Source organism: Paenibacillus sp. AK002, from assembly GCF_053903045.1.
The window spans coordinates 904,539-928,209 of record NZ_CP096377.1; the positions used below are offsets into that span (position 1 = coordinate 904,539).

Annotated in this window: 20 protein-coding genes; 15 read left to right on the forward strand and 5 right to left on the reverse strand. The window is 52.1% G+C overall.

What is annotated here, in order from left to right:
- Positions 1 to 38: 38 nt before the first annotated feature.
- The 8 genes from M1D70_RS03900 (at position 39) to M1D70_RS03935 (ending at position 10,058) form a co-directional block, all read left to right on the forward strand.
- A complete protein-coding gene (locus M1D70_RS03900) occupies positions 39 to 1,352 on the forward strand; it encodes an ABC transporter substrate-binding protein (protein ID WP_456289181.1) in 1,314 nt (437 codons plus the stop codon).
- A gap of 26 nt (positions 1,353 to 1,378) precedes the next feature.
- Positions 1,379 to 2,146: a glycerophosphodiester phosphodiesterase family protein gene (locus tag M1D70_RS03905; RefSeq protein ID WP_456289182.1), complete on the forward strand. Its 768-nt coding sequence runs from the start codon at positions 1,379 to 1,381 to the stop codon at positions 2,144 to 2,146.
- Positions 2,143 to 3,363: a sn-glycerol-1-phosphate dehydrogenase gene (locus tag M1D70_RS03910; protein WP_456289183.1), complete on the forward strand. Its 1,221-nt coding sequence runs from the start codon at positions 2,143 to 2,145 to the stop codon at positions 3,361 to 3,363. Before M1D70_RS03905 ends, M1D70_RS03910 begins: the two co-directional genes overlap by 4 nt.
- A 487-nt stretch (positions 3,364 to 3,850) precedes the next feature.
- Positions 3,851 to 5,818, forward strand: coding sequence for a methyl-accepting chemotaxis protein (locus tag M1D70_RS03915; RefSeq protein WP_009590768.1), 1,968 nt, complete (start codon positions 3,851 to 3,853; stop codon positions 5,816 to 5,818).
- Between the two features lie 210 nt (positions 5,819 to 6,028).
- A complete protein-coding gene (locus M1D70_RS03920) occupies positions 6,029 to 6,889 on the forward strand; it encodes a transporter substrate-binding domain-containing protein (RefSeq protein ID WP_009590759.1) in 861 nt (286 codons plus the stop codon).
- 204 nt (positions 6,890 to 7,093) lie between these two features.
- Positions 7,094 to 8,314 (forward strand): ABC transporter substrate-binding protein, encoded by a 1,221-nt coding sequence (locus tag M1D70_RS03925; RefSeq protein ID WP_456289184.1) that lies wholly within the window; start codon positions 7,094 to 7,096, stop codon positions 8,312 to 8,314.
- A gap of 59 nt (positions 8,315 to 8,373) precedes the next feature.
- Positions 8,374 to 9,240 (forward strand): carbohydrate ABC transporter permease, encoded by an 867-nt coding sequence (locus tag M1D70_RS03930; protein WP_009590746.1) that lies wholly within the window; start codon positions 8,374 to 8,376, stop codon positions 9,238 to 9,240.
- Complete coding sequence (locus tag M1D70_RS03935) at positions 9,240 to 10,058, forward strand: carbohydrate ABC transporter permease (RefSeq protein WP_009590769.1); 819 nt, start codon at positions 9,240 to 9,242, stop codon at positions 10,056 to 10,058. Before M1D70_RS03930 ends, M1D70_RS03935 begins: the two co-directional genes overlap by 1 nt.
- A 210-nt stretch (positions 10,059 to 10,268) precedes the next feature.
- Here M1D70_RS03935 and M1D70_RS03940 read toward each other — a convergent pair whose 3' ends face one another.
- Positions 10,269 to 11,732: a carboxylesterase/lipase family protein gene (locus tag M1D70_RS03940; protein WP_456289185.1), complete on the reverse strand. Its 1,464-nt coding sequence runs from the start codon at positions 11,730 to 11,732 to the stop codon at positions 10,269 to 10,271.
- Positions 11,733 to 11,935: 203 nt separating this feature from the next.
- On the opposite strand from M1D70_RS03940, the gene M1D70_RS03945 reads away from it, so the two are divergent.
- The 7 genes from M1D70_RS03945 to M1D70_RS03975 all read left to right on the forward strand — a co-directional run bounded on the left by M1D70_RS03945 (position 11,936) and on the right by M1D70_RS03975 (position 19,066).
- Complete coding sequence (locus tag M1D70_RS03945; RefSeq protein WP_456289186.1) at positions 11,936 to 12,934, forward strand: Gfo/Idh/MocA family protein; 999 nt, start codon at positions 11,936 to 11,938, stop codon at positions 12,932 to 12,934.
- On the forward strand, positions 12,931 to 13,926 hold the full coding sequence (locus M1D70_RS03950; protein ID WP_009590760.1) for a Gfo/Idh/MocA family protein: 996 nt from the start codon (positions 12,931 to 12,933) through the stop codon (positions 13,924 to 13,926). Before M1D70_RS03945 ends, M1D70_RS03950 begins: the two co-directional genes overlap by 4 nt.
- 285 nt (positions 13,927 to 14,211) lie before the next feature.
- A complete protein-coding gene (locus tag M1D70_RS03955) occupies positions 14,212 to 15,111 on the forward strand; it encodes a helix-turn-helix domain-containing protein (RefSeq protein WP_009590758.1) in 900 nt (299 codons plus the stop codon).
- A gap of 229 nt (positions 15,112 to 15,340) precedes the next feature.
- Positions 15,341 to 15,688 (forward strand): hypothetical protein, encoded by a 348-nt coding sequence (locus M1D70_RS03960; RefSeq protein WP_456289187.1) that lies wholly within the window; start codon positions 15,341 to 15,343, stop codon positions 15,686 to 15,688.
- Positions 15,689 to 15,848: 160 nt separating this feature from the next.
- Entirely contained in the window at positions 15,849 to 16,679 is an 831-nt protein-coding gene (locus M1D70_RS03965; protein WP_433938370.1) for an SIS domain-containing protein, read from the forward strand.
- Positions 16,680 to 16,901: 222 nt separating this feature from the next.
- Complete coding sequence (locus tag M1D70_RS03970; protein WP_456289188.1) at positions 16,902 to 18,392, forward strand: PTS transporter subunit EIIC; 1,491 nt, start codon at positions 16,902 to 16,904, stop codon at positions 18,390 to 18,392.
- Between the two features lie 29 nt (positions 18,393 to 18,421).
- Complete coding sequence (locus M1D70_RS03975; protein WP_456289189.1) at positions 18,422 to 19,066, forward strand: N-acetylmannosamine-6-phosphate 2-epimerase; 645 nt, start codon at positions 18,422 to 18,424, stop codon at positions 19,064 to 19,066.
- A 174-nt stretch (positions 19,067 to 19,240) separates the two neighbouring features.
- Here the strand turns inward: M1D70_RS03975 and M1D70_RS03980 are convergent, their stop codons facing one another.
- From M1D70_RS03980 to M1D70_RS03995, 4 genes are all read right to left on the reverse strand, one after another.
- A complete protein-coding gene (locus tag M1D70_RS03980; protein WP_009594940.1) occupies positions 19,241 to 20,083 on the reverse strand; it encodes an undecaprenyl-diphosphate phosphatase in 843 nt (280 codons plus the stop codon).
- A gap of 79 nt (positions 20,084 to 20,162) precedes the next feature.
- A complete protein-coding gene (locus M1D70_RS03985) occupies positions 20,163 to 20,774 on the reverse strand; it encodes a DedA family protein (RefSeq protein ID WP_009594880.1) in 612 nt (203 codons plus the stop codon).
- Positions 20,775 to 20,817: 43 nt separating this feature from the next.
- Positions 20,818 to 22,767: an ABC transporter permease gene (locus M1D70_RS03990; protein ID WP_009594887.1), complete on the reverse strand. Its 1,950-nt coding sequence runs from the start codon at positions 22,765 to 22,767 to the stop codon at positions 20,818 to 20,820.
- Positions 22,742 to 23,512, reverse strand: coding sequence for an ABC transporter ATP-binding protein (locus M1D70_RS03995; RefSeq protein WP_009594885.1), 771 nt, complete (start codon positions 23,510 to 23,512; stop codon positions 22,742 to 22,744). The genes M1D70_RS03990 and M1D70_RS03995 overlap by 26 nt, the downstream gene beginning before the upstream one ends.
- Between the last annotated feature and the right edge of the window lie 159 nt (positions 23,513 to 23,671).

Sequence of the window (23,671 nt, forward strand, 5' to 3'; positions counted from 1 at the left end):
CCATTCATAATCGAATAATTAATGGAGGAATGAATCACATGAAATCCAAATGGTATACACGCCTATCCGTCATCCTGCTGTTCAGTTTGCTTGCCGCATGCGGTGGAGGAGGTTCGGCTGAGCCCGGCGAAGCGCCGGGAAGCGGGGGAACCGAAGCCCCGTCCGGAGACAAGGGGAAAACCACGGTACAGTTCTGGCACTCGCTGGGAGGCAAGAACGGGGAATACATGGACGCGCTCATTCAGCGCTTTAATGCATCCCATGAGGATATCGAAGTCGTAGGCACCTTCCAGGGCAGCTACGACGAAACGGTAACCAAGCTGCAGCAGGCCATTGCATCCGGCACCGGCCCGGATGTCAGCATGCTCGAGCGAGCCTACATCCAGATGTTCGCGGATTCGGAGGTCCTTGAGGATCTGACGCCTTTTCTTGAAGGCTCCGGCATCAGCGCAGACGACTTCACTGCCGGTTTAATGGGACACTCCACCTTCAATGATCAATTGGTGTCGCTGCCGCTGAACCGTTCCACCCCGATCCTGCACGTGAACAAAACCCTGCTGGATGAGCTCGGGCTTCAAATCCCGACGACATGGGAGGAAATGAAGGAGGTCGCGAACGCGCTGGTGGTCAAGGAAGGCAGCGAGTATAAGCGATACGGCGTCACGATGCCTTACGACACTTGGTATCCGATTGCCATGATTTCGCAAGCCGGCGGCACGTTCTTCAATGACGACAATACGTCGATCGGCTTTTCGGATAACGGTGCCGGTGTCAAAATGTTCACTTACCTGAAAGACCTGCAAAGCACGGGCGCTTTGTATTATCCGCCCGCTCAGGATTCCGGAAACATCGTAAACAGCATGTTTGTGGAAGGCAAAGTCGGGATGATGTACCAATCCACGGGATCGATCGGCGGATTGTCCAGCGCGGTGGATTTCGATTACGTGACGGCATTCCTGCCTAAGGACGAAGTGTATGCGAATCCGACCGGAGGCGCGAACGTGACGATGCTGTCTTCTTCCAAAAACAAGGAAGCGGCATGGGAGTTCATCCGGTGGATGGAGATGGAAGAGGAAGGCGCTCTTGAATTTATTTTGCAATCCGGTTACCTGCCTTTCACGAAGAAGATGGTGGAGTCGGAGAAGATCCAAGAACTGTGGGCCAAAGAACCGAACCGCAAAGTCGCCTATGATCAGCTGGAATTCGCTACAGATACCAATAAGGATGTGGCATGGCCTGAGATTATGCATGAGTTCTTCTCGGCCATGGAAGCGATCATGTATGACAGCAAGGATATCCCGGCAACACTGGATACCTTCAAGAAAGAGACGGAGCGGATTCTGGGCCAATAACAACAGGTAAAGGAGTGGCAGGATATATGATCGAACGACTACGGGAACCATCCTCTATGATGGTGGCTGCACATCGCGGGTATAAATCGGCTTATCCGGAAAATACGCTGCTGGCCTTTCGCAAGGCACTGGAGTTAGGCGTTGACATGCTGGAGTTTGATCTTCGGCTGACGAAGGATAAGGAGGTGGTGGTTATCCATGATGCAACGGTTCAGCGTACGACCAATGGTGCCGGCGAGGTAAGGGATTATACGCTTGCGGAGCTGAAGGCTTTGGATGCGGGCAGCTGGTTTGCCCGGGAATTCGAAGGCTTGAAGATCCCGACGCTTACGGAGCTTTGCGAACTGCTTCGGGAATACCCCGAGGTTCTATGCAACGTGGAGATTAAGCCCAGTCCCGATGCCCAAGAGGCCGCCGACCTGGCGATGGACATACTGAACCGGTACGGGTACCTGCCGCGCTGCGTATTCACCTGCTTCGATGCTCAGGTTCTGACCTATATCCATGAAACGCATGGCCAAAAGACTCAGGGGTTTCCGGGCGAGAAAATGTCCGGCTTTGACTTCGGAGAGGAGGGCACCTACGCCAAAATGTGGGGGATCGGCGTGGAGATGTCACTGCTTACGCCGGAAATCGTTGCCGGGTTCCAGGCACAGGGTCTGCTGGTCTGGAGCTATTGCCCGGACGATGAGCAGGGCGTCCGGTATTCGCTGGAGTGCGGGGTTACCGGCATGACCTGCAATGACCCGCTGCCGGCGATGGCGGTAACCGGAAAGAAGGGTGCGCGGATATGACCTCCATTTTATCGAATGTCCGGAGTCTAGCAGCGGATTTACCGGCCCATCAGCTTGCGAATCTGGACGAAGTAGAGCTGGTTCAGATCCAGCACGGAGCATTAGACGAGGTGGCGGGCTACCTTGAGACGAAAAGGTGGACCTCGGTGGTCATGGTCGTGGACGGCAATACCTATGACCAAGCGGGCCAGAGGCTTTTGAATCTGCTCGCGAAATCCTCGATTGGGGTCCAGGTCACCCGGCTGCTTCCGGACCGGAAGGGAGATGTCATCGCGGATGAAGTATCCCTGATCCAGGTCATATTGGATATCCAGCATAGCGGAGCGAAGGCGGTGCTGGCGGTAGGCGGAGGGACGATTCACGATATTAGCCGTTACGCCGCCTATACCGCGGGCGTTCCGTTCATCTCCATACCTACGGCCGCATCGGTGGATGGATTTAATTCCAAGGGAGCGCCAGTCATTGTACGGGGCGAGAAGATAACGATTCCGGCCATCGGACCAAGCGCGATATTCGCGGACGTCGATATTCTCATGGCTGCTCCCTCCCGGTTAACCGCCGCCGGATTCGGGGATATGCTGGGCAAGTACACATCGCTGTTCGACTGGAAGTTCGGCAGTTTGGTGGCCGACGAGCCATATTTGAAAATTTCGGCGGATATGACGAAATCCGCGCTCAGCCAGTGCGTGAACGCGGTGGAACAGATTGCGAAGCGGAGCGAGGATGGCGTACGCATCTTGATGGGGGCGCTCGTCGAATCCGGCCTGGCGATGCTGCTGTTCGGCCAATCCCATCCGGCTTCGGGTTCGGAGCATCACCTGTCCCATTATTGGGAGATGGAGTTTATCCGTTTAGGGAAGAAACAGCTGCTGCACGGTGCCAAAGTAGGAGCCGCTTGCGTGGAAATCTCGAAGCTGTATCATCGTATCGGAGAGCAGGGGATTGAGCTGAATGGAGGCTCCTCCCCGGGCGCGGAAGATATAAAACGGCGAATGGCGCTGCAGTGGAACGACATCCGGTCGCATATTACGCAGCTCCCGGAGCCGGAAGTGCTGGGCGACCTGATGCGCATGGTAGGCGGCCCGGCCGGGGTGTCGGAGCTTCCGATCGGCGATGAGCTGCTGGAACGAAGCCTGGCTGAAGCCCACAAGGTTCGATACAGCCGCTATACGCTGCTCCATGTTTACAACGAACAAAGATCCTTATTTGTCCATTAAGGCAGGTTAAGGGTCGACGAATGAAATAAGGCTGTCCCTCAAGCAGATCCTTCTGCTTCAATGGGGCAGCCTTTTTGGCTTTTCTGCAGCTGTGCTATGATTCCGCGCGGCTTTCGGAGACGGCCAGCCGCCCCAACGACTGAGGGTGGTGCCGCCGCAGCCGATTGCCAACAAGGTCTAAAGATATATGTAATTTCTTTCATTTGAAATAGGCATTTAGAACTATAACCCATCTATTTTTACATAAACGACCTAAAAGTCGAATTATGTAAAAAGTTTCGCCAAACTCTCAAATATTGGACAAATGCTACCGATAACTTATAAAGCGGAGTCTTATCTCCCCATTTTACACCAACATTTTTCGACATTGCCTGTTCGTTTTTGTATGTAGAGAGAAAGTCCTTACAGAAAAAAGAGCACTTGCAAAAATTTTGGACGAATGATCGGATAGGACCAAAGCGCTACTTATTGGGGGAGGATTTACAGCATGCTAAAGAGTCTTAAGCAAAAGATGATTACAATGATTTGTTTGCTCTTGCTAGTCAGTCTTGGATCCGTTTTTGCCGTAACTTACAGTCGGTCATCTGACTTGCTGCAGGAGAGCCTGGACAAGGAAGCGCAGCTTAGCGCGGAGAAGCTGGCGCTTCAGATCGACCAGTTTCTTGATGTAGAGATTGCCAAGGTGGAAAGCATCGGGAAATTCATTACGGGTAACAAAGAGCAAGATCTGCAGTTGATTCAGGCTGCGCAGGAAGTGAACAAGGAATTTGAGACCTTCTTCTTCTCGTACGATTTGACGGGGAAGAACGTCATTAACTTTCTGGGCGAGGTGACCGACGTGTCCGACCGCGTCCATTATCAGGAAGCCGGGAAGGGCGAAGGCAAGCTGGTCGTGTCGGAGCCGGTGCTATCCAAGCGGACGGGCAACAACATCGTTACGATGATCATTCCGCTGATGAAGGATGGAAAACAGTACGGCTACATGGGCTCCACCCTTCCAATTAACGAAGTACAAAAAACGGTATCCTCCCAAACGTTCGGAGACACCGGATATGCTTTTCTTCTGAGCAAATCGGGGACGTTCATGTGGTATCCGCAAGAGGAGCTTGTCCTTCAATCAAACGTGAAGGACGTTGACAGCGCCGAATTGACGAAGGCCTACGAAGAGGTCAGCCAGGGCAGACCAGGCGAGTTCGATTATGTATTGGAAGGTACCGAGTATTCGGCGGCTTATGCACCGTCCAACTTGAACTGGGGGGTCTTCGTGACGGCACCGACCCATGAGCTGAATGCTCCGATCAAGGAGATGTCGTTTACGTTAGTCATTATCTCGGTTGCCGCCCTGGTCGTATCCGCCGCTGCAGCAATTTGGTTCACGGCCCAGATCGTCCGGCCGATCCGCAGGCTCAATACGGCTGTGAAGGAAGTCGCGGCAGGCGATTTGACCAAGACCATTCAGGTTAGCGGCAAGGATGAGGTGGCCGTACTTTCGAGTGATTTTAATCAGACGGTATCGCATCTGAAGCATTTGGTCCTCGGCGTGAACGATTCCTCCCGCCAGGTCATGTCGGTTACGGAAACCGTCTCGAGCGGGGTGGATACGGCCATGGACAGCGTGGACCGAATCGGGTCCTCCATTCGCCAGATTGCCAGCGGTGCGCAAGCCCACGCCTCAAGCTCCAACGAAATCGCGACGTCCATGAGCGACATGGCCAGCGGGATCGTCAAAATCGCCGAGACGTCCTCGATGGTGTCCGAAGCCGCGCAGGAAGCTGCCAGCCAAGCGGAGACCGGATCGGTTGTCGTTGAGCAAGCCGTGAAACAGATCGGCAACATCGGCGCAGGTACGTCCAAGGTGGGCACGGCCATTGAGCGTTTGAATGAGCGTTCCTCGGAAATCGAACAAATTCTGAGCTTTATCACGGAAGTCACCTCCCGGATCCGTCTGCTGTCCCTGAACGCTTCCATCGAGGCTGCCAGAGCGGGCGAGCACGGACGCGGCTTTGCGGTCGTGGCTGAAGAAGTCAAGAAGCTGGCTGGACAGTCCGAGGTTTCGACCGATCAGATCGCGAAGCTGATTACGGAAATACGCGAGGACACGATCAACGCGGTACAGGTCATGGACGTCAGCCGTAAGGATGTACAGGACGGCATTGCGTTGATTGAAGATGTGCGCGAGAAATTCGATAACATTCTGAATGCGACCCGCAACGTGGCGGATCACATTCTGGAAGTATCGGCGGCATCCGAAGAAATGTCCGCTGGATCGGAACAGGTCAGCGCTTCGGTTGAAGAGCTGAAATCCATTGCGGATCTGACTTCCAATGACGCACAGAACGTGACGGCTGCGATGGAAGATCAGATTGCAACCATCAAGGAGATTTCAAACTCCGTTAAACAACTGGAGACGGTTGCTCAAGAGCTCAGCAAAGAGCTTGGCAAATTCAGTCTCTAGCATTCCCTGGATCTTACGGACCTGTGCGTAAGGGGACTTGAGAGGGGGGATGCCTGGAAGGAAAACGGTTCGAATCGCAAGCATGCGAAGCAGTAAGTCAGAGAAAGTACAAGCAAGAAGAGGTTCAGCGTGTTTAAGGCAGATCGATGCCACTGCCAACCAAGGGGCATCAAGAAGTACAACTAGAAGAAAACTGGAGGAAACGAAAACATGGCTAAGAATTGGAAAAAGGTATTAATAGCAGGGGTAGTCAGCTTATCATTGGTAGCAACGGGCTTTGCGGCAAACGAGGTCCTTACATCGCCGGAAGTATCGGCTAAATCCGCTTCGACCAATGCACCTGGTCAACTGAAGAAGCAAGCGGCTTCCCAGCTTGACGAAATTATCGAAAGAGGCTACATCCGGGTTGGTATGACAGGGGATTACAAACCGTTTACATATTTGAATCCTGCTACAAAAGAGTATGAAGGTTATGATGTTGACGCCATGGAAGAGCTCGGTAAAGACCTTGGCGTGGAAGTACGCTACGTCAACACGACTTGGTCCAACATGATGAAGGACTTGCAGGCTGATAAGTTCGACATCGCAGTGGGCGGCGTTACCCGCAACACGGCTAGACAAAAAACGGCTTATGTATCCCAAGGGTACATTTCCTTCGGTAAAGCTCCATTGATCCGTGCAGAAGACAAAGACAAATACCTGACGGTTGAAGATATCAATAAACCCTCGGTTCGCATCGGCGTGAATCCGGGCGGAACGAACGAAGTATTCGTGCGCGAGCACTTGACCAAAGCGAATGTGACGGTTGTTCCGAACAACCTGGATATCCCGCATTTGGTAGCAGACGGTACGTATGACGTGATGATCACCGATACAATCGAAGCGATTACGTATGCGAAGGCGGATTCCAGACTGTATGCCGCTTTGACGGACAAGCCGTTCACGAACAGCGAAAAAGGCTACATGATTCCTCGCGGCGACTTTGAATATGCAAGCTATCTGGAAATGTGGATCGACGAAATGAAGCTGCAAGGCAAGTTTGCGGACATTCATAAAAAATGGCTGGAGTAGGTTGGATCAGGCTATAAACAGATAGCCAATCCTTGCCAGCAGATCAGGTTGAAGAGCCTGATCTGCTGGCTTTTTTGTTTTGTCCCATTAGGTGAAGAGAGCGTCGCCTCGGCGTCCGGGAGGTTTACCAACCAAGCAAATAGGGTAGTAAATTAACATGGAGATCGACCATATAACATCAGGATAGGAAACGGGGGGCAGACCATGAAGCTAGCTAAATGGATTGCGGCGTGTTTGATGACCGTAGGGATGCTGACCGCTTGCGGCGCTCAAGAGGACTCAGGACGCGTGCAGATTGAGTTTTTTCAGAACAAGCCTGAAGCGAAAGGCTCCTTTGATGCACTCATCGAGAAATTTAACGAGTCCCAATCCGAGATCAAGGTGGTTCAGGTAAATCCGCCGGATGCGGAGACGGTGCTCAAGACAAGAGTCGTCAAGAATGACATTCCCGACATTATCGGCATGGGGGCAACCGATACGTATTCATTGCTGGCCCAAAGCGGCATATTTATGGATTTGACGGATAACCCGCTGCTGAGCCGGGTGGATGAGACTTATGTCCAGATGCTGAAGGACGTAGCTGGCATGGACGAGGTTACGGGCATTCCCTATTCCACTAACGCTAACGGCGTCATGTACAATAAGGAAATTTTCAAGGAGCTGGGGCTCAGCGTTCCCAAGACCTGGGACGAGCTGCTGGCTACGGCGCAGAAGGCCAAGGATGCGGGGAAAATCCCGTTTTATTTCACATATAAAGACGATTGGCAGACAGTGCTGCCGTTTAACGCACTGGCTTCCAACCTGGAAGGCATTGAATTTTACATGCATCGGCGGGAAGGCACCGTAACGTTTGCCGAAAAATACCGGGAGATTGCGGAGAAGCAGCTCGCACTGATGGATTATGGCCATGGGGACAACTTCGGCAAAAACTACGCGGACGGGAACCGGGATTTCGCGAGGGGGGAATCCGCCATGTATATCCAGGGAACCTGGGCCATACCGGAAATCCGGAAGGCGAATCCGGATGCGCCGATCGGCTTCTTTCCGCTGCCGACCGGCGATCGTCCGGAGGAGAACAAACTGATTTCGGGCGTGGATACCTTACTGGCTATTTCCGAGGATTCGAAGCATAAAGAGGAGGCTCAGCGTTTCATTCAATTTCTGCTGGAGCCTGAGAATAGCAAGCAATATATAACGGAGCAAACGCTGTTCTCCACCGTGGAGGGCGTGAAGCAGGAGGATCCCGCCGTCGCAGAGCTGCTGCCATATCTGGAGCGGGGCCAGGTCATCGATTTTGCCGACCACTACATTCCCGCGGCGGTGCAGCTGAACTCGGTGATCCAATCCTTCCTCCAGAACCGGGATATCGACGGGTATCTGAAGAAGCTGGACACCGAATGGGACAAGGTAGCTGACAGGCGTTAACGGGCGGAAGGCGGTATTTTCTTCAAACGATATCCAAGAAGCATTGAGGAGGACCCAACATGAACAAGCGGCTTATGCCTTATTACTTGATGACCGTGCCGGCGGTCGTGCTGTTCTTCGTATTTCTGACGCTGCCGGCTTTGCAGGGGGTGTATTACTCCTTCACGAACTGGAACGGATTCGGCGATAACTTCGACTTCATCGGTTTCAAGAATTACGTCAATCTGTTCAAGGATGGCAACGTGGGCAATGCGTATTGGTTCACATTCAAATTCGCGGTCGTGGTCACCATCCTCATCAACATCTTCAGTCTGCTGATTGCCATGGGCCTGAACGCCAGAATCAAGGCGAGGAATTTCTTTCGGGGCATCTATTTTCTTCCGAATATTCTGAGCGTGCTGATTGTAGGTTACATATTCAACTATCTGTTCTCGAATGTGTTCACCATTTGGGGACAGAACCTGGGGATCGGGTGGTTGTCGACCAATATCCTGGGCAGTGAACAGCATGCTTGGATCGGCATCGTGGTGGTCGCGGTATGGCAGGGCATTGCCTACAACACGATTCTGTATCTTGCCGGGCTCCAGACCATTCCCGGTACGCTTTATGAGGCTTCCAATCTTGACGGAGCGAACCGGTGGCAGGAGTTCTGGAAAATAACGTTCCCGCTGATCGCGCCGTTCTTTACGATCAACATGGTGCTGGCGATGAAGAATTCACTGATGGTCTTCGATCAGATCGTAGCCCTCACCAACGGCGGCCCGGGGCGGGCAACGCAGTCCATCTCTCACCTGATATATACCGGCGGCTTCGAGGGAGGCGAGTTTGCTTACCAATCGGCTAACTCCGTGATCTACTTCATCCTGATTGCCACGATATCCATTGTGCAGATTCGGTTCCTGCAGAGAAGAGAGGGGGACATGTAATGCGGACGAAAACCAACTGGACGGTGATGATTCTCATCACATTGGGAACGATATTGATCCTGTTCCCGTTGTATATGACGATTACGATTGCGCTCAAAACGCCGGAGGACATGCTGGCATCGGTGTTCGGCCTGCCGAAAGACCTGCATTTCGAGAATTTCGCGAACGCCATAAAAATGACGAATTTCTTCAATGCGCTGGGCAACAGCGCCATGGTGACAACGGCCACGGTGGTGCTGACCCTGCTGACGAATTCGCTCGTCGCGTATGCCATTGCCCGCAATATGAACCGGAAGTTCTTCAAAGGCTTGTACTTCTATTTCATCAGCGCGATGTTCATTCCGTTCCCGATCATTATGCTGCCGCTGGTCAAGCTGACGGCCGGGTTCCATATGACGAATCTGGTCGGGCTCACCATCCTGCATACCGTTTATGCCTTGGCGTTTAACGTATTTGTGTACGTAGGTTATATTAAATCCATCCCGGTTGCGTTGGAGGAAGCGGCCCGAGTGGACGGCACGTCGACTTGGGGAACATTCTGGAGAATCATATTCCCGATCATGGCCCCGATCAATGCGACGGTGGGCATTCTGATCTGCCTCTCGACCTACAATGACTTCCTGCTGCCGCTCATCATTATCAGCGATACGAATTCCTACACGCTGCCATTGGTGCAGTATATATTCCAAGGGCAGTTCAACACGGACTTCAATCTGGCCTTTGCCTCCTATCTGATGGCGATGCTGCCGATGATCATCATCTATCTGTTCGCGCAAAAGTGGATCATCAACGGCATTACGCAGGGGGCTGTAAAATAAGGCGGCTACGCATTTCTTAGGAGCACTTAGTCCTCTCAGCCCTTCGCTGCAGCAGGGGGCTGCGGAGCCCGCAATCAGCAGTAAGTCCTTGTACGACCCATCATAACGAAAAGCTGTATTCCGGCATGCTGTCATGCCTGGAATACAGCTTTTTTGATGCTACCAGGGTTCCAATCGATAAAGGATTCCCTGGTTCATGACGTGTCGCTATTATAATTGCAGCATGTTCCGCTTCTCCGCATCCGGGTCCTCGATGATCCTGCTGTCGTTGTTGAATATCATCGTTGAACGCAAAGCCGGATCATAAGCTGGCCACGGCAGCGCCTCCGTATCCGGCGAGCCGTTCCGCGCAAAGGCAATCCAGGCATCCTGGATCCGGTCCGACAGGGCTTGCGTGGCCGCATCGACTTGAACGCCGATGTTCTCAAACAGCGCCAGCGTGTTGAATACAAACGGGATTTCCAGGGCATGCATCGCTTTGCCGAGCACCGGATGGTCCGGCAAGGTCCAATCGAACCGATACATCCATACCGGCGCGTGTTTGCACTGTGCGGAAGCGAATTGCAGGGCCGAGCGCCAGAAGTACAGATCGGTCATAATCTGGGCATGTCCGTCGATGCTGTACGGGTATTCCTTGGTGATGGGGGCGGCATCCTCAATGCCGGTCATCATCTCCACGGTGCGGACAAGGACGTCTTCCTTCACAAGCGGCATGTCCGGCCGGAAGAACAAAGCCCCTTCATCGAGATTCGTCCCGATCAGGATCGGCACGTCCTTGGCCCATCCCGATTGAATGGCCTGCAGCGGATCATGCGGCAAAGTGTCCGGATCCAGAACCGGCTGAAAGATCATGTTGACGCCGGGTCCGATCTGCTTCTTCAGCCTTTCCCCGGCTTCGAATATCGACTCGCCTGTCAGGGAATCCAGCTGATGGATTTTGTCAGGCGTAATGCCCAGCTCTTTAAGCAAGCCGGCCGTTATCATCCGTGCCTGTTCCGGAACCATGACCTGGGCAGCGCCGCTCTCCATGATCGCCCGGTGGAACAGTCCCTTGGCTGCAGGCATCGCCAGTAACGCTGCAATGCTCATGCTGCCCGCTGATTCCCCGAATACCGTAACCCGCTCCGGATCGCCGCCGAAGGCCGCGATATTGTCCCGCACCCATTCCAGGGCAGCGACCTGGTCCAATAAACCGGTATTGGAGGAATAGGCTTCGCCGTATGGAGAGAGATGGAGAAAGCCGAGGGGACCCAGCCGGTAATTGAGCGTAACCACGATCACGTCTCCGCGGAGAACGAAGGGCGCGCCGTTATAGCTTGGCAAGCTGCCCGAGCCTGTGACAAAAGCGCCCCCGTGAATCCATACCATGACGGGCAGCGGCTCCGCCGGCATGTTCCGGGGTGCCCACACATTGAGATATAGGCAATCCTCGGATACCGTCTTGGTCACGCCGCCGCCAAGCATGCTGGATGTGGATTCAAGCGGCTGAAGGCACATGGGACTGAAAGCGGTAGTTTCTCTAATCCCGTCCCATGAATCGGGGGGCACAGGAGAACGGAACCGCAGCGGGCCAACCGGTGGCTTCGCATAAGGAATTCCCTTCCATACGCGCACTCCGTTTTCCGTAAGGCCTTGAATGCGCCCGTCTTTCGTTTGTACGACAAGTTCTGACATGTTCTCGCTACACCCTTTCTCTCTGCTCTATATATACACTTTACCAAGTTAGCGGCATAAGTTCAAAAAAGCACGAATCCTGAGGAATACAGGCAGGAATGTCATGTTACATGAAGAATGTAACAGGGTGGGCGGTATCGCGGACGGCGGATACGGCATCACCTGATGATCCATGTCATTATAGGCATACTGGAGGGATAAGCATGAACATAGCGATATTGGGCTGCGGCACGATGGGGACGGCCTATGCGCACAATTTGGCGAAAATGCCGGGAGTAACGGTGACGGGCGTGGTTGATATAAACGCCGAACGAGCGGAGCGCGTTGCCGCTTTGACCGGGGCGAAGGCATACACGGATGTAGAGTCGCTGTTTGAACAAAAAGATTTGGAAACGGTTGCGGTGTGTCTGCCCACCTATCTCCACAAACCGTTTGTGCTGAAACTGGCTGAAAAAGGGCTGCATGTCATCTGCGAAAAGCCGGCAGCATTAACGCTGGAGGATGCGCAGGAGATGAAGGCGGCCTGCGAGAAGCACGGAGTCCGGTTGTTTATCGGACATGTCGTCCGGTTCTTCCCGAACTATCACGATGCCTATCGGCAGGCCCGCTCGGGCAATATCGGAACGCCGAAGATGGCTCACTTTAAGCGGTACGGTTCCTACCCGCAGGGAATGGATGGATGGTACAACGACCCTGGCAAGAGCGGCGGCGTCATCATGGATCTGATGATTCATGACATCGATTTTGCCTGCTGGCTGTTCGGGGAAGTGGAGTCGGTTTATGCTTCGACCGTGAAGCAGGCCGAGCCGCAGATGGAGTACGCCCAGCTTACGCTTCATTTTAAAAATAGCGCCATCGCGAGTCTAACCGGATATTGGGGGTATCCCGGTCCATTTACGACGCAGTTCGAGATCTCGGGAGACCAAGGCATCGTACGATTCGACAGCAATCAGGTACAGTCCCTGGACTTGAAATTGGCTAGCGCCGAGGCCGGGGAGGGAGCTGCTGTGCAGGTTCCTTCCAGTCCGAGCCTCCATGACCCTTATTATAACGAGGTGCAGCATTTTATCGAGTGCATCCGAAACGGCAGCGAGCCGCTCGTCAGCATCAAGGATGCTTGCTACGCCGTTGAAATCGCTCAGGCAGCGGAGCAATCGGCACAAACTGGACAGCCCGTGATGATCGGAGGGACGGTTTCATGAAAAAGGTGAAAGTAGGGTTTATCAGCTTTGCCCATATGCATGCGGCAAGCTATCTCTTTGGCATGCTGAAGCGGGATGACGTCGAGGTGATCGGAATCGCGGATGAAGACGCGGAGCGCGTTCGTCCTTACTCCGTGGACCGGGGGATTCCGTATTATGCCGACTATAATGAATTGCTGGCACAAGAACTGGATGCCGTAGTCATCTGTTCGGAGAACGCGCGTCATGCGGAAATTACCAAACGCGCCGCAGCGGCGGGCAAGCACGTGCTTTGCGAGAAGCCGCTGGGCCTATCGGAAGCCGAGATGCTGGAGATGATTCAGGTATGCAAGGATAACGGCGTTCAGCTCATGACCGCTTTTCCTTGCCGATATATTTCGTCCGTGCGCCAGGCGAAGGAAGCGATTGACGCAGGGCAGATCGGCGACATTTTGGCTATGAAGGGAACCAACCGGGGAACCATGCCGGGCGGCTGGTTCATTGAACGGGAGAAATCGGGCGGCGGCGCCGTATTGGATCATACCGTCCATGTGATGGATCTGATGCACTGGTTTACCGGCAGCAAGGCCGAGGAAGTGTACGCCCATGCGGAAACGCTGTTCAACGATACCGAGATTGACGACGCCGGCATGGTCCACGTCAAATTCGCGAACGGCGTCGTGGCCGTGCTGGACCCAAGCTGGTCCCGCAACCGCACCTTCCCGACATGGGGGGACGTAACGCTTGAGATCATCGGCACCAAAGGCGTGCTGAACATTGATTCTTTTGCCCAGAAAAACGATGTATACAGCGATGTGACCGGTAAAGCGTCGTGGAGCTTCTGGGGCGATGATATGGACGAAGGCCTCGTCAACAGCTTTGTCGAAAGCATCCGCGACGGCAAGCCGGTCGAAATTACCGGGGAAGACGGCTATCTCTCCGCCCGGGTTGCCATTGCAGCGTACGAGTCCGCAAGCACCAAGCGCACCGTTCGGCTGAAGCCGCAGGGATAGTGCGGTTGTGCCGATAAAACCGGGGAACGGGGAATTCCCGTTATGCAATTTAAGCTCCTTCGATTTTCGTAATCGAAGGAGCTTTTTTATATGAGAACAATGGGGCTTCAAAGGATGAGCGTACCTGAATCGCAAGCAGAGGGTCTCCGCTATCTCGCTACCTCCGCTATTTCCGGCAAGACCTCCGAGAACATGCGCTGACCGACAGTTTTCTTATGTTGGCAAAAAAGATCAAAAACGCCCTGGTCCCTTTTGGTATCCTTAATAACAAAGGAGGGCCTGACCTTGAGTACCCAGCGTATTATCCAAAAGAGCATCGCGTACATGGAGCAGCATCTGGAGGAGCAGCTGACCCTCGCGGATATTGCATCCTATGCCGGTTTTTCGCCGTATCATTTCCACCGCTTGTTTCGGAGGGAGGTCGGCATGAACATCGCGGATTACCTTAGAAAACGAAGGCTCTGTTATGCGGCGCAGTTCCTGCTGCACACTGAGGCTGCGATTATCGACATTTCCCTGCACTGCCACTTCGAGAGTCAGGAGTCGTTTACGAGAGCATTCAAAAAATTATACGGCATGCCGCCGGGGCGTTACCGCAAAATCTTTGCGGTTCACGCTCAACACTCAAGCTACCAAAAAGGAGAGGATCATATGCAGCAGCAAACGCAATCCGCATTAAAAGGCTGGTTCCTAAGCGGAAGCCACCCTCAAGATTATGAGATCGGCGTCGATCGGACCACCGTCCACCAAGGAAGCACCTCGGGTTACTTAAGAGCCCTTACGCCGATGGAGGATGGCGCTTTTGCAACCATGATGCAGCAGTTCAAAGCCGGCAAGTATGCGGGCAAGCGGATGCGGTTCTCCGGATTTGTCAAAACCGAAAACGTGAAGGACTATTGCGGGCTGTGGATGCGCGTCGACAATCGCGCCGAAGACGTGCTCCAGTTCGATAATATGAATGACCGGCGCATCGTAGGCAGCACGCACTGGAATCACTATACGATCGTGCTCGACGTACCCGAGGACAGCGCGACGATCTCGATCGGTGTTCTGCTGATGGGGGCAGGGAAGGTGTGGGTAGACAGCTTCCGCTTTGAAGAGGTGGATCTCAGCGTACCTACGACGAACCTCGATTTTCACTATGAGCTGCTTGAGGAGCCCGCCAATTTATCGTTTGAAGAGTGAAGCATGGGGAGATGCACCCATCTACGGAAATGATTGATCTTGGCTCGTTGAGGGATAGGGGCTTCCCCATACAACCATTAGGCAGAAGTCTCTCCATACCGGAGGGCTTCTTCTTGTTGCCTTGGACGATGGCTTGCATCATGATATTCCTGGGGGGTGTTTGACCGCTGAGCACTGGCCAGATCGAGAACCATTTAAAGCATGAATATAGCCAAAAGGAGGGTGTGCCATGCAGGTGATTACACTATGCGGCTCCACCAAGTTTAAAGCGCAATTTCGAGAAGCCGAAGCTTCGCTTACGCTTAGCGGACATATCGTCCTAAGCGTTGGATTTTTTGAGCAAAGCGACGGAATCGAGATCACGGAGCAGCAGGAGCGCAGGCTCAAAGAGCTGCACTTCCGCAAAATCGATATGTCGGACGAAATCTTTGTAATCGATGTGAATGGCTATATTGGAGACAGCACTCGGACCGAGATTGAATACGCCAGCTGTCATGGTAAGAAGGTACGGTATTATTCAAAGGACCAACTGCAGCAGCCTGCTCCCCGAAGTCCCCGCATCTATGATATTCGTTGACGGACAGAGCGGACGTTGTTTACTAAAAATCGGTCTCAGACGAGCTCGATATCATTCTCTATATACCCGTTTTTACGAATTAGGATTCAGGATGGGCACTAGCATTCACGGCCATAGCAATAATATTGAATCCATATGCTTTTTTTGTTATAATTCCCAAATGGCGGTGGTGGATTCAATGGATATTTATATGGTTATTCAGCAGTTATATCCGAGTTTCTCGAAGAAAGAACAGTTGGTAGCGAATTATATTCTTCAAGAAGGTCAATCAATTAATAACATGAATATATCTGTGCTGGCGAACCATGTTGGTGTCTCGAATGGGACAATCACGCATTTTTGCAAGAAGATTGGTTGCCATAATTTTGCCGAATTGAAGGTTCAGTTGGGCAGGCTTCGTACTGCGACGGCTCCTTCGGCGGAGGACAATATTCTTATACAAGTATCTAAATTCTATCAGACGGTCATTGAGCGTTCGAATCAATTACTGGACATAACATATTTGCATCGACTTGCTGAAGCGATTAAGAGCGCAGCACGAATTTACATATACGGAATCGGGAGCTCGGGACTTTCAGCGAAGGAAATGATGCTTCGCTTGCTGCGTATGGGCTTCAATGTGCAGAGTATTACGGATTCTCATTTAATGCTGATCAATAGTTCGATAGTGAATGAGAATGATTTCGTTATTGCGATTTCCAGTTCAGGGGAAACGTCTGTCATTGTCGACGCAACCAGAATTGCAAAGAATAATGGGTGCAAAGTCATCTGTCTGACCAGCTTCTCCGAAAGTACGCTGGCGCAACAAGTGGACTCTTTTATTTTGGTCTCCAATACATTGTTTGTTGATAAAGAAAGGTTTGTAAATAGTCAATTTTCCGTCATGTATGCGATCGATATTTTATGTATGATCTTACTCGAGGATGCGGATTTAAATAGTCGGATGCAAATTACAGTGAATACGATTCTTGAACACAATCGAATGGATTAACAATATAGCTTTCATCGTACCTGTGAACCTCAGAAGTTGACGTGTTTTTCGTCTACTGGAGGGGCACAGGTTTTTTATTGTGATTGTTCATGCTAAGCGTCATAGATTAATTACCAAAAATAAAATTATTTTAGTTAAATTATATTTACTAAAATAATTTCATGATGTAGAATTGGCATATCGCGATGGAATACAATGATTGATCCAATAGGAGGAAAATCCATGTTTAAACAGTTGCAAAAGCTTGGTAAGTCATTTATGTTACCGATTGCAATCCTACCTGCTGCGGGTTTGCTGCTTGGGATTGGGGGAGCCTTATCGAATGCGAATACGATTGCTGCATATCCGATTCTGAATACGCGGTTTTTACAAGCTGTTTTTCAAATTATGTCGGCAGCCGGCAACGTTGTGTTTGCCAACTTAGCGCTAATCATGTGTATTGGCCTTGCCGTGGGGCTAGCGAAAAAGGATAAAGGTACTGCTGCGCTGGCGGCAGCCGTCTCGTTCCTGGTTATGAATGCATCGATTGGTGCAATGATCACGGTATTTAATCCAAGCGTTGAATCCATTGACACCGGAGTTGTAGGGGCTATTGTCATTGGTATCCTGGTTACTTATTTGAACAATCGATACCGTGGGATTCAATTACCTTCCTTTCTAGGATTTTTTGGAGGCTCACGGTTTATTCCGATCGTCTCATCTTTTAGTGCTATTTTTGTAGGCGGGATCTTCTTCTTAATCTGGCCTACGTTTCAAGGCTGGCTGGTAGCGGCAGGGACTGCTGTAGCCGGAATGGGATATTTCGGTACCTATTTATACGGATTCTTGCTTCGTCTTACAGGTGCTGTCGGTCTACACCATATGATTTATCCGATGTTCTGGTTCACAGAGCTGGGCGGTGTCGCCACGGTTGCAGGTCAGCAAGTGGTGGGTGCGCAGAAAATCTTTTTTGCCGAACTGGCTGATCCGAATCATGTTGGAATGTTCTCCGAAGGAACCCGTTTTTTTGCAGGACGTTTTGCTACGATGATGTTTGGTCTTCCTGCGGCATGTCTTGCGATGTATCATTGCGTTCCGAAGCACCGTCGCAAGCTTGTGTTTGGTTTGTTCTTTAGTGCAGCGCTGACATCGTTCCTGACAGGGATCACGGAGCCGATTGAGTTTATGTTCTTATTCGTCGCTCCCTGGTTATATGTGATTCATGCGGCTCTAGATGGTCTATCCTTTATGATCGCGGATATGTTATCCGTTCGTATCGGGAATACCTTCTCTGGCGGGGCCATCGACTTCATGCTCTTTGGGGTTCTGCAGGGGAATGCCAAAACGAATTGGATCTATGTCATTATTGTGGGGCTCTTCTGGGCTGTCATCTATTACATTGTGTTCCGCTTCTTAATTACGAAATTCAACGTGGCGACACCGGGACGTGAAAGTGATGGGGAGAGCGTATCGGTTGAAACCAAGGACAGTATTGGAGAGACCGCGATGAAAGTACTGAATGCGCTTGGTGGCAAGGAGAACCTGGAAGATGTCGATGCATGTATTACGAGACTTCGTGTTGCAGTCAAAGATGTATCGAAAGTAGATAAGGATACAATTAAAGAACTGGGTGCTACTGCAGTATTAGAAGTAAAAGGCGGGGTTCAGGCTGTATTTGGCGCAAAAGCCGACTTAATTAAACAAAAGATAAATGAGGCTATTGGAGAAGAATAAAAGAGGATAGGGCATGGAGGGAACATATTGTGAAACGAGGATTAATTGTATCATGTCAGGCTTTGCCAGGCGAACCGTTGCATAGTTCATTTATTATGGGACGTATGGCCATTGCGGCAGCCGAATCCGGTGCGGTGGGGATTCGTGCTAATAGCGTTGAAGACATCGAAGAGATTAAGAAGCAAGTTGAGCTGCCCATTATTGGCATTATCAAAAAAGAATACCCGGGTATGCAATCGTTCATTACAGCGACCATGACCGAAGTGGATGCGCTTGTTGGTACAGGGGTTGAGATTATTGCTGTGCAAGCAACGATGGATCAGGATGAGGCATTCCTGCAATCGATCTTTACAAAATATCCTTCGCAGAAGTTCATGGCGGATATCTCCACAACGGAAGAGGGGTTGCGAGCAGATCGATTGGGGTTCCACTACATTGGAACGACACTTATTGGTTATACACCGCAGTCTCAGCATGTGGAGAAGTTCACCGTGCTGGAAGAACTGATTAAGCAGTGTAAGAAACCAGTCATTGCAGAAGGCAACTTCAACACACCGGAACAGGCTGCAAAAGCGATCAAAATGGGAGCTCATTGTGTGGTTGTAGGCAGCGCCATAACAAGACCGCAAATCATCGCGAAATGGTTCTCTGATGAGGTAAACGAAGTTCTATAACAAAAGAAGCATAGAGGAAAGATTTGTTATGATATAGTCTGTTAATGCCATAGCCATCCGCGCACTTATAATAAAACGGGGCTGTCCCAGAAGTCATGAAAGATGACTTTGGGACAGCCCCTTTATACGTGCCCGAGCACCTTTAGGATTGTAAACGGTACTTGTAGAACGGTTTTACAGATAAAGCACCAACGCAATAATGGCAGCGAGTACGATCCGATAGATCGCAAACGGCACCAGCTTGATCCGATTGATCAGCTTCAGGAAGAAGCGGATGGAGATCAAAGCGAAGACGAAAGCCGCCACGAATCCGGCGATGAAGAACGGAAGAGCCTCCAGCGTGAAGTACTCCCAGTTCTTCAGCAGCGACAGGAAGCTGGCTCCGAACATGATCGGCACGGCCATGATGAACGTAAAGTCCGCTGCCGCACGGTGGCTCATGCCGAGCATAACGCCTCCGGAGATGGTGGAGCCGGAGCGGGAGAAGCCTGGCCAGAGCGACAGACACTGAATCAGCCCGACGCTGAATGCCTGCCTGTACGTAATTTGATCGACAGTCACCACTTTCGGCTCTTGTTTCGAGCTGACCTTGTCGGCAACGATCATGAAGATGGCTCCGATCACAAGACCGATCAGCACCGTTTCGGTAGAAAATAAATGCTCGTCAATGAGGTCCTCGAACAAGACGCCCAGAACGCCGGCCGGAATCAAACCGACGATAACCTGGCTGAGTCTCAGTCTGCCCGTACCGGCCGGTACGCCGGCTTCGGGCTTTTTGCGCTTGAGTCCCAAGAGATCCAGGAAGCGGTCCTTGAACACCACGATGACGGCGAGAATGGAGCCGAGCTGAATCACGACCTTGAACGTGTTGGCTACGTATTTCGTCAGAAACTCCTCGGATTTCAGCCACATGTCATCCACGATGATCATATGGCCGGTAGAGGATACAGGAGCGAACTCGGTCAGTCCCTCGACGATTCCCAGAATAATTGCTTTGAGGATGGTTAAAAAATCCATGACCTGTGGTCTCTCCCTTACTTAAAAATGTAAAATGTAATGATATGAATGATGCATGGCATGAAATATGTGCTCCAGCTTAAGCCGATTTTCTACGCTTGCGGAAGAAGAAGAACAGGAATGCGATCACGGCCACGGCTATTACAGCATAAGCGATATTGGAATAGACGTCCATGAAGGCGACGATATTCTCCCATGAATCGCCGACGGCGGCCCCCACGGATACCAGAATGACGTTCCAGATCAAGGTACCGATGGTCGTAAAGAGCAGGAACATGCCGAACTTCATGTTGGACATCCCCGCCGGGATGGAGATCAGGCTCCGGATCAGCGGAATCATGCGGCAGAACAGCACGGTCCAGTAGCCGTATTTATCGAACCAGGCATCCGCTTTGCGGATGTCTTCTTTTTTGACGCGGAGGATATGCCCCCAACGATCCACGATTTTCTCAAGCCGTTCGACATCGAGCAGGCGTCCGATCCCGTACAGGATGACGGCACCGACCACGGAGCCGATGGTAGCTGCGATAATGACGCCGGGCACCGTCAGTTTCGTGTAGGTTGTCATGAATCCGCCGAAGGTCAGAATGACCTCGGAGGGAATCGGCGGGAACACGTTTTCCAGGGCAATCATTAGCAGGATGCCGACATAGCCGAACTTCTCCATAATGTCCGTAATCCAGTTTTCCAAAAGTTACACCTCTTTCAAAAGATAAGGAGGCCTTTGCCATCCTTTATATAAGGGTCTGCTTCAGCTTGCGCAGGTATTGGCTGCGGATGAAGAAAAAGTACAGGACCTGCATCATCAGGAAGCTGATCAGCACGATGCCCATTTCAGCCGCAATGGATAAATAGAAATAGCTTTGCAGCGCGATGAAAGCAAAGATGCTGTGCACGATCGCAAGTCCGATCGGTACAAAAAACAGCAGCGCCAGCTGTCCGGTAACGATCCGCCTGAACTCCCTGTCCGTCATGCCCAGCCGGGATATCGTGGCATAATGCCTGCGGTCAAAATCCAGATCGGCATAGAGGCGGAAGTACAGGAAACTTCCTGCCGCGATAAAGAACACCGTGCCCACAAGCAATGCCGCGAAGAGCAGCATGTTGTACAGGCTGTCCCGAAGGGCAAACAGCGTACCGCTGACCGCCAGCGCAAAGGTCCGGTCCATCTCATAGCGCACGGCGCCGCCCGGAGCCAAATGGGGAACGATCCCCTCCGTCTCCGTAAAATCGTCCACGTAGAAGCCGGTGTACCGTTCCTGCCGGACCGGATCCGTGACTGCGGCAAAGATGTCGTCGCTGACGACAAGACCGCCGAAACGGGAATCGTCATCCATCTCCGGCAGCAAGTATTCCGGCACGCCGACATGATCGGAATAACCGATTTCACGCAGCCGGATGCCGGAATCCCGGAGCCGGTAAGAAGCGTAATCCCGGTTGCGGGTATAAGCTCTGTCGTTTTGCGAAGCAATGAGGACAAGGGCCTCCTCGCCGCTCGGCGGCTGTTCGTCAAACGGCAGTCCCGCCATCACGACAGCCGCCTTATAGTCGGAGAACGCGATCAGCGTCAACGGAATCTCCGATGGACCGGCCTGTGTGGATGCCGGTTCGGCATCCGTATATTTAACGCGAAACGATAGCGTTTCAAACGGTATTTTCCTCGACTCCAGCTCCTGCCGGATTTCGTTCAAATGCTGCTCTTCGGAGGTGTCTCCCGTTTTGGCGAGATAACCGATGGCGGCCGGGAAGTCCTCGTTGAACTGCTTCGTGAGCACCGGAATGGAGGCGAATACGCCTACCGAGCAAAAAGACACGGCCAGCACGATCGTTACCATCGAGAACATCTGGGCATGATCCTTCAACCGGTACTGCAGGCTGGATAGCGAGATCAGCTTGGTTCTTCTCCAGGTGAACCGGCGGCTTTCTTTCAGCCTGCGGACGAGAGCAACCCCTAACTGCGAATAAATCAGATACGTGCCGATCATCGTCATCAAGGTAACCGGGAACATGCGCAGCGCGAGGGTCGATGCGCTTGTCGTGGCTGCCAGACCGTAGCTGACAAGCAGCAGGACAGCCGCCAATATGGATAACCACGGCGATGTTCTGGGTGCGGTTTTTGGCCGCTGTCCGGACTGGAACAAGTCGATGAGCGCTTTGGGCCGCAGCAGCCAGGACGTGCACAGCGAGATGATGAGGAACAGCAGCGCGTAACTCGCGATCGTCAGACCCAGCGCGCGCAGACTCAGCCGAAACGGCAGGGGCGGGACTCCGAGAAAGGCCGAGCCTGCCATCAGGAACAGCTTGCCTGTAATGATGCCGAACAGAATGCCCGTGGCGATCGCGCTTACGCCGATGATCATATTTTCAAGAAACACCATTTTGTTAAACTGGCGGTCCGTCATGCCGTGCATGAACAGAATGCCGAACTCGCGCTTGCGGGTCTTCAAGAAAGCCCCGACGGAATACAGCACGAAGAAAAACGAGAATACGTACATAATCAGCTCTGCGCCAACCATCGCCTGGGTCACGACCGGATAGAACATCTCGTCCGTGATGGAAGGGTGAAACAGGAACAGCGCGCACACAAAGAAAATCATGACGGAGAATGCGCTGCTTAAGAAATAGGCCGCGTAGGTCCGCTTATTCCTCAGGACATTCCTAAAAGCGAATTGTCGAAAGGTCATGACTTCCTCCTCCCAGCAGCGCCAGCATGTCGATGATTTTCTGGAAAAAGGCTTGGCGGTTGTCACCGCAATACATTTCATTATATAGTTGACCGTCCTTGATGAACAAGACGCGGTCACAGTAGCTGGCTGCCACCGGATCGTGAGTGACCATGAGAATCGTTGCGGAAGCTTCTTTGCTTGAAGCCGAAAGGGTCTGCATCACTTCTTTGGAGGCTCTGGAGTCCAGGTTCCCCGTCGGCTCGTCAGCCAAAATCAGGGAGGGCTCCTGAATGAGCGCCCTCGCGATGGCGGTGCGCTGCATCTGCCCGCCGGAAATCTCATAGGTGTGCTTGTGCAGAATGGACCCGATCCCTAGCCGGTCTGCGATCCGGTTCAGCCGGATGCCCATTTCGTCCAGCGGCATGCCCTCCAGCGTCAGCGGCAGGACGATGTTTTCCTCAACGGTCAGCGTATCCAGCAGATTGAAATGCTGGAAGACGAAGCCCAGCTCCCTGCGCCGAAACAGAGCGGTATCGCTCCTGCCGAGCAGATGGGGATTGCGTCCGCCTATGATCACTTCCCCGGCCGTGGGCTGATCAATGGTCGCAATCAGATTGAGGAGCGTCGTTTTTCCGCTGCCGGAAGGTCCCATAATACCGACGAATTCGCCTTTGGCGACGTTGAAGTGAATATTGTTCAGCGCTTGGAACGCCACTTTGCCCTCATAGATTTTGGATAGATGCTTGACGCTCAGGATGGGCATATCTTCACTCCTCTATAACGATGTTATCATTGTAAAAGATTCGTTGGCGTCCATGCCATATTCGTAACTTACAGTTACCTTACAACCTTGTAAGGTTTCTTTTGCTGATGTAAGCAGATCGGGAATAAGCAGCAACGGCTTAAAGAGCTTGTACTGCCG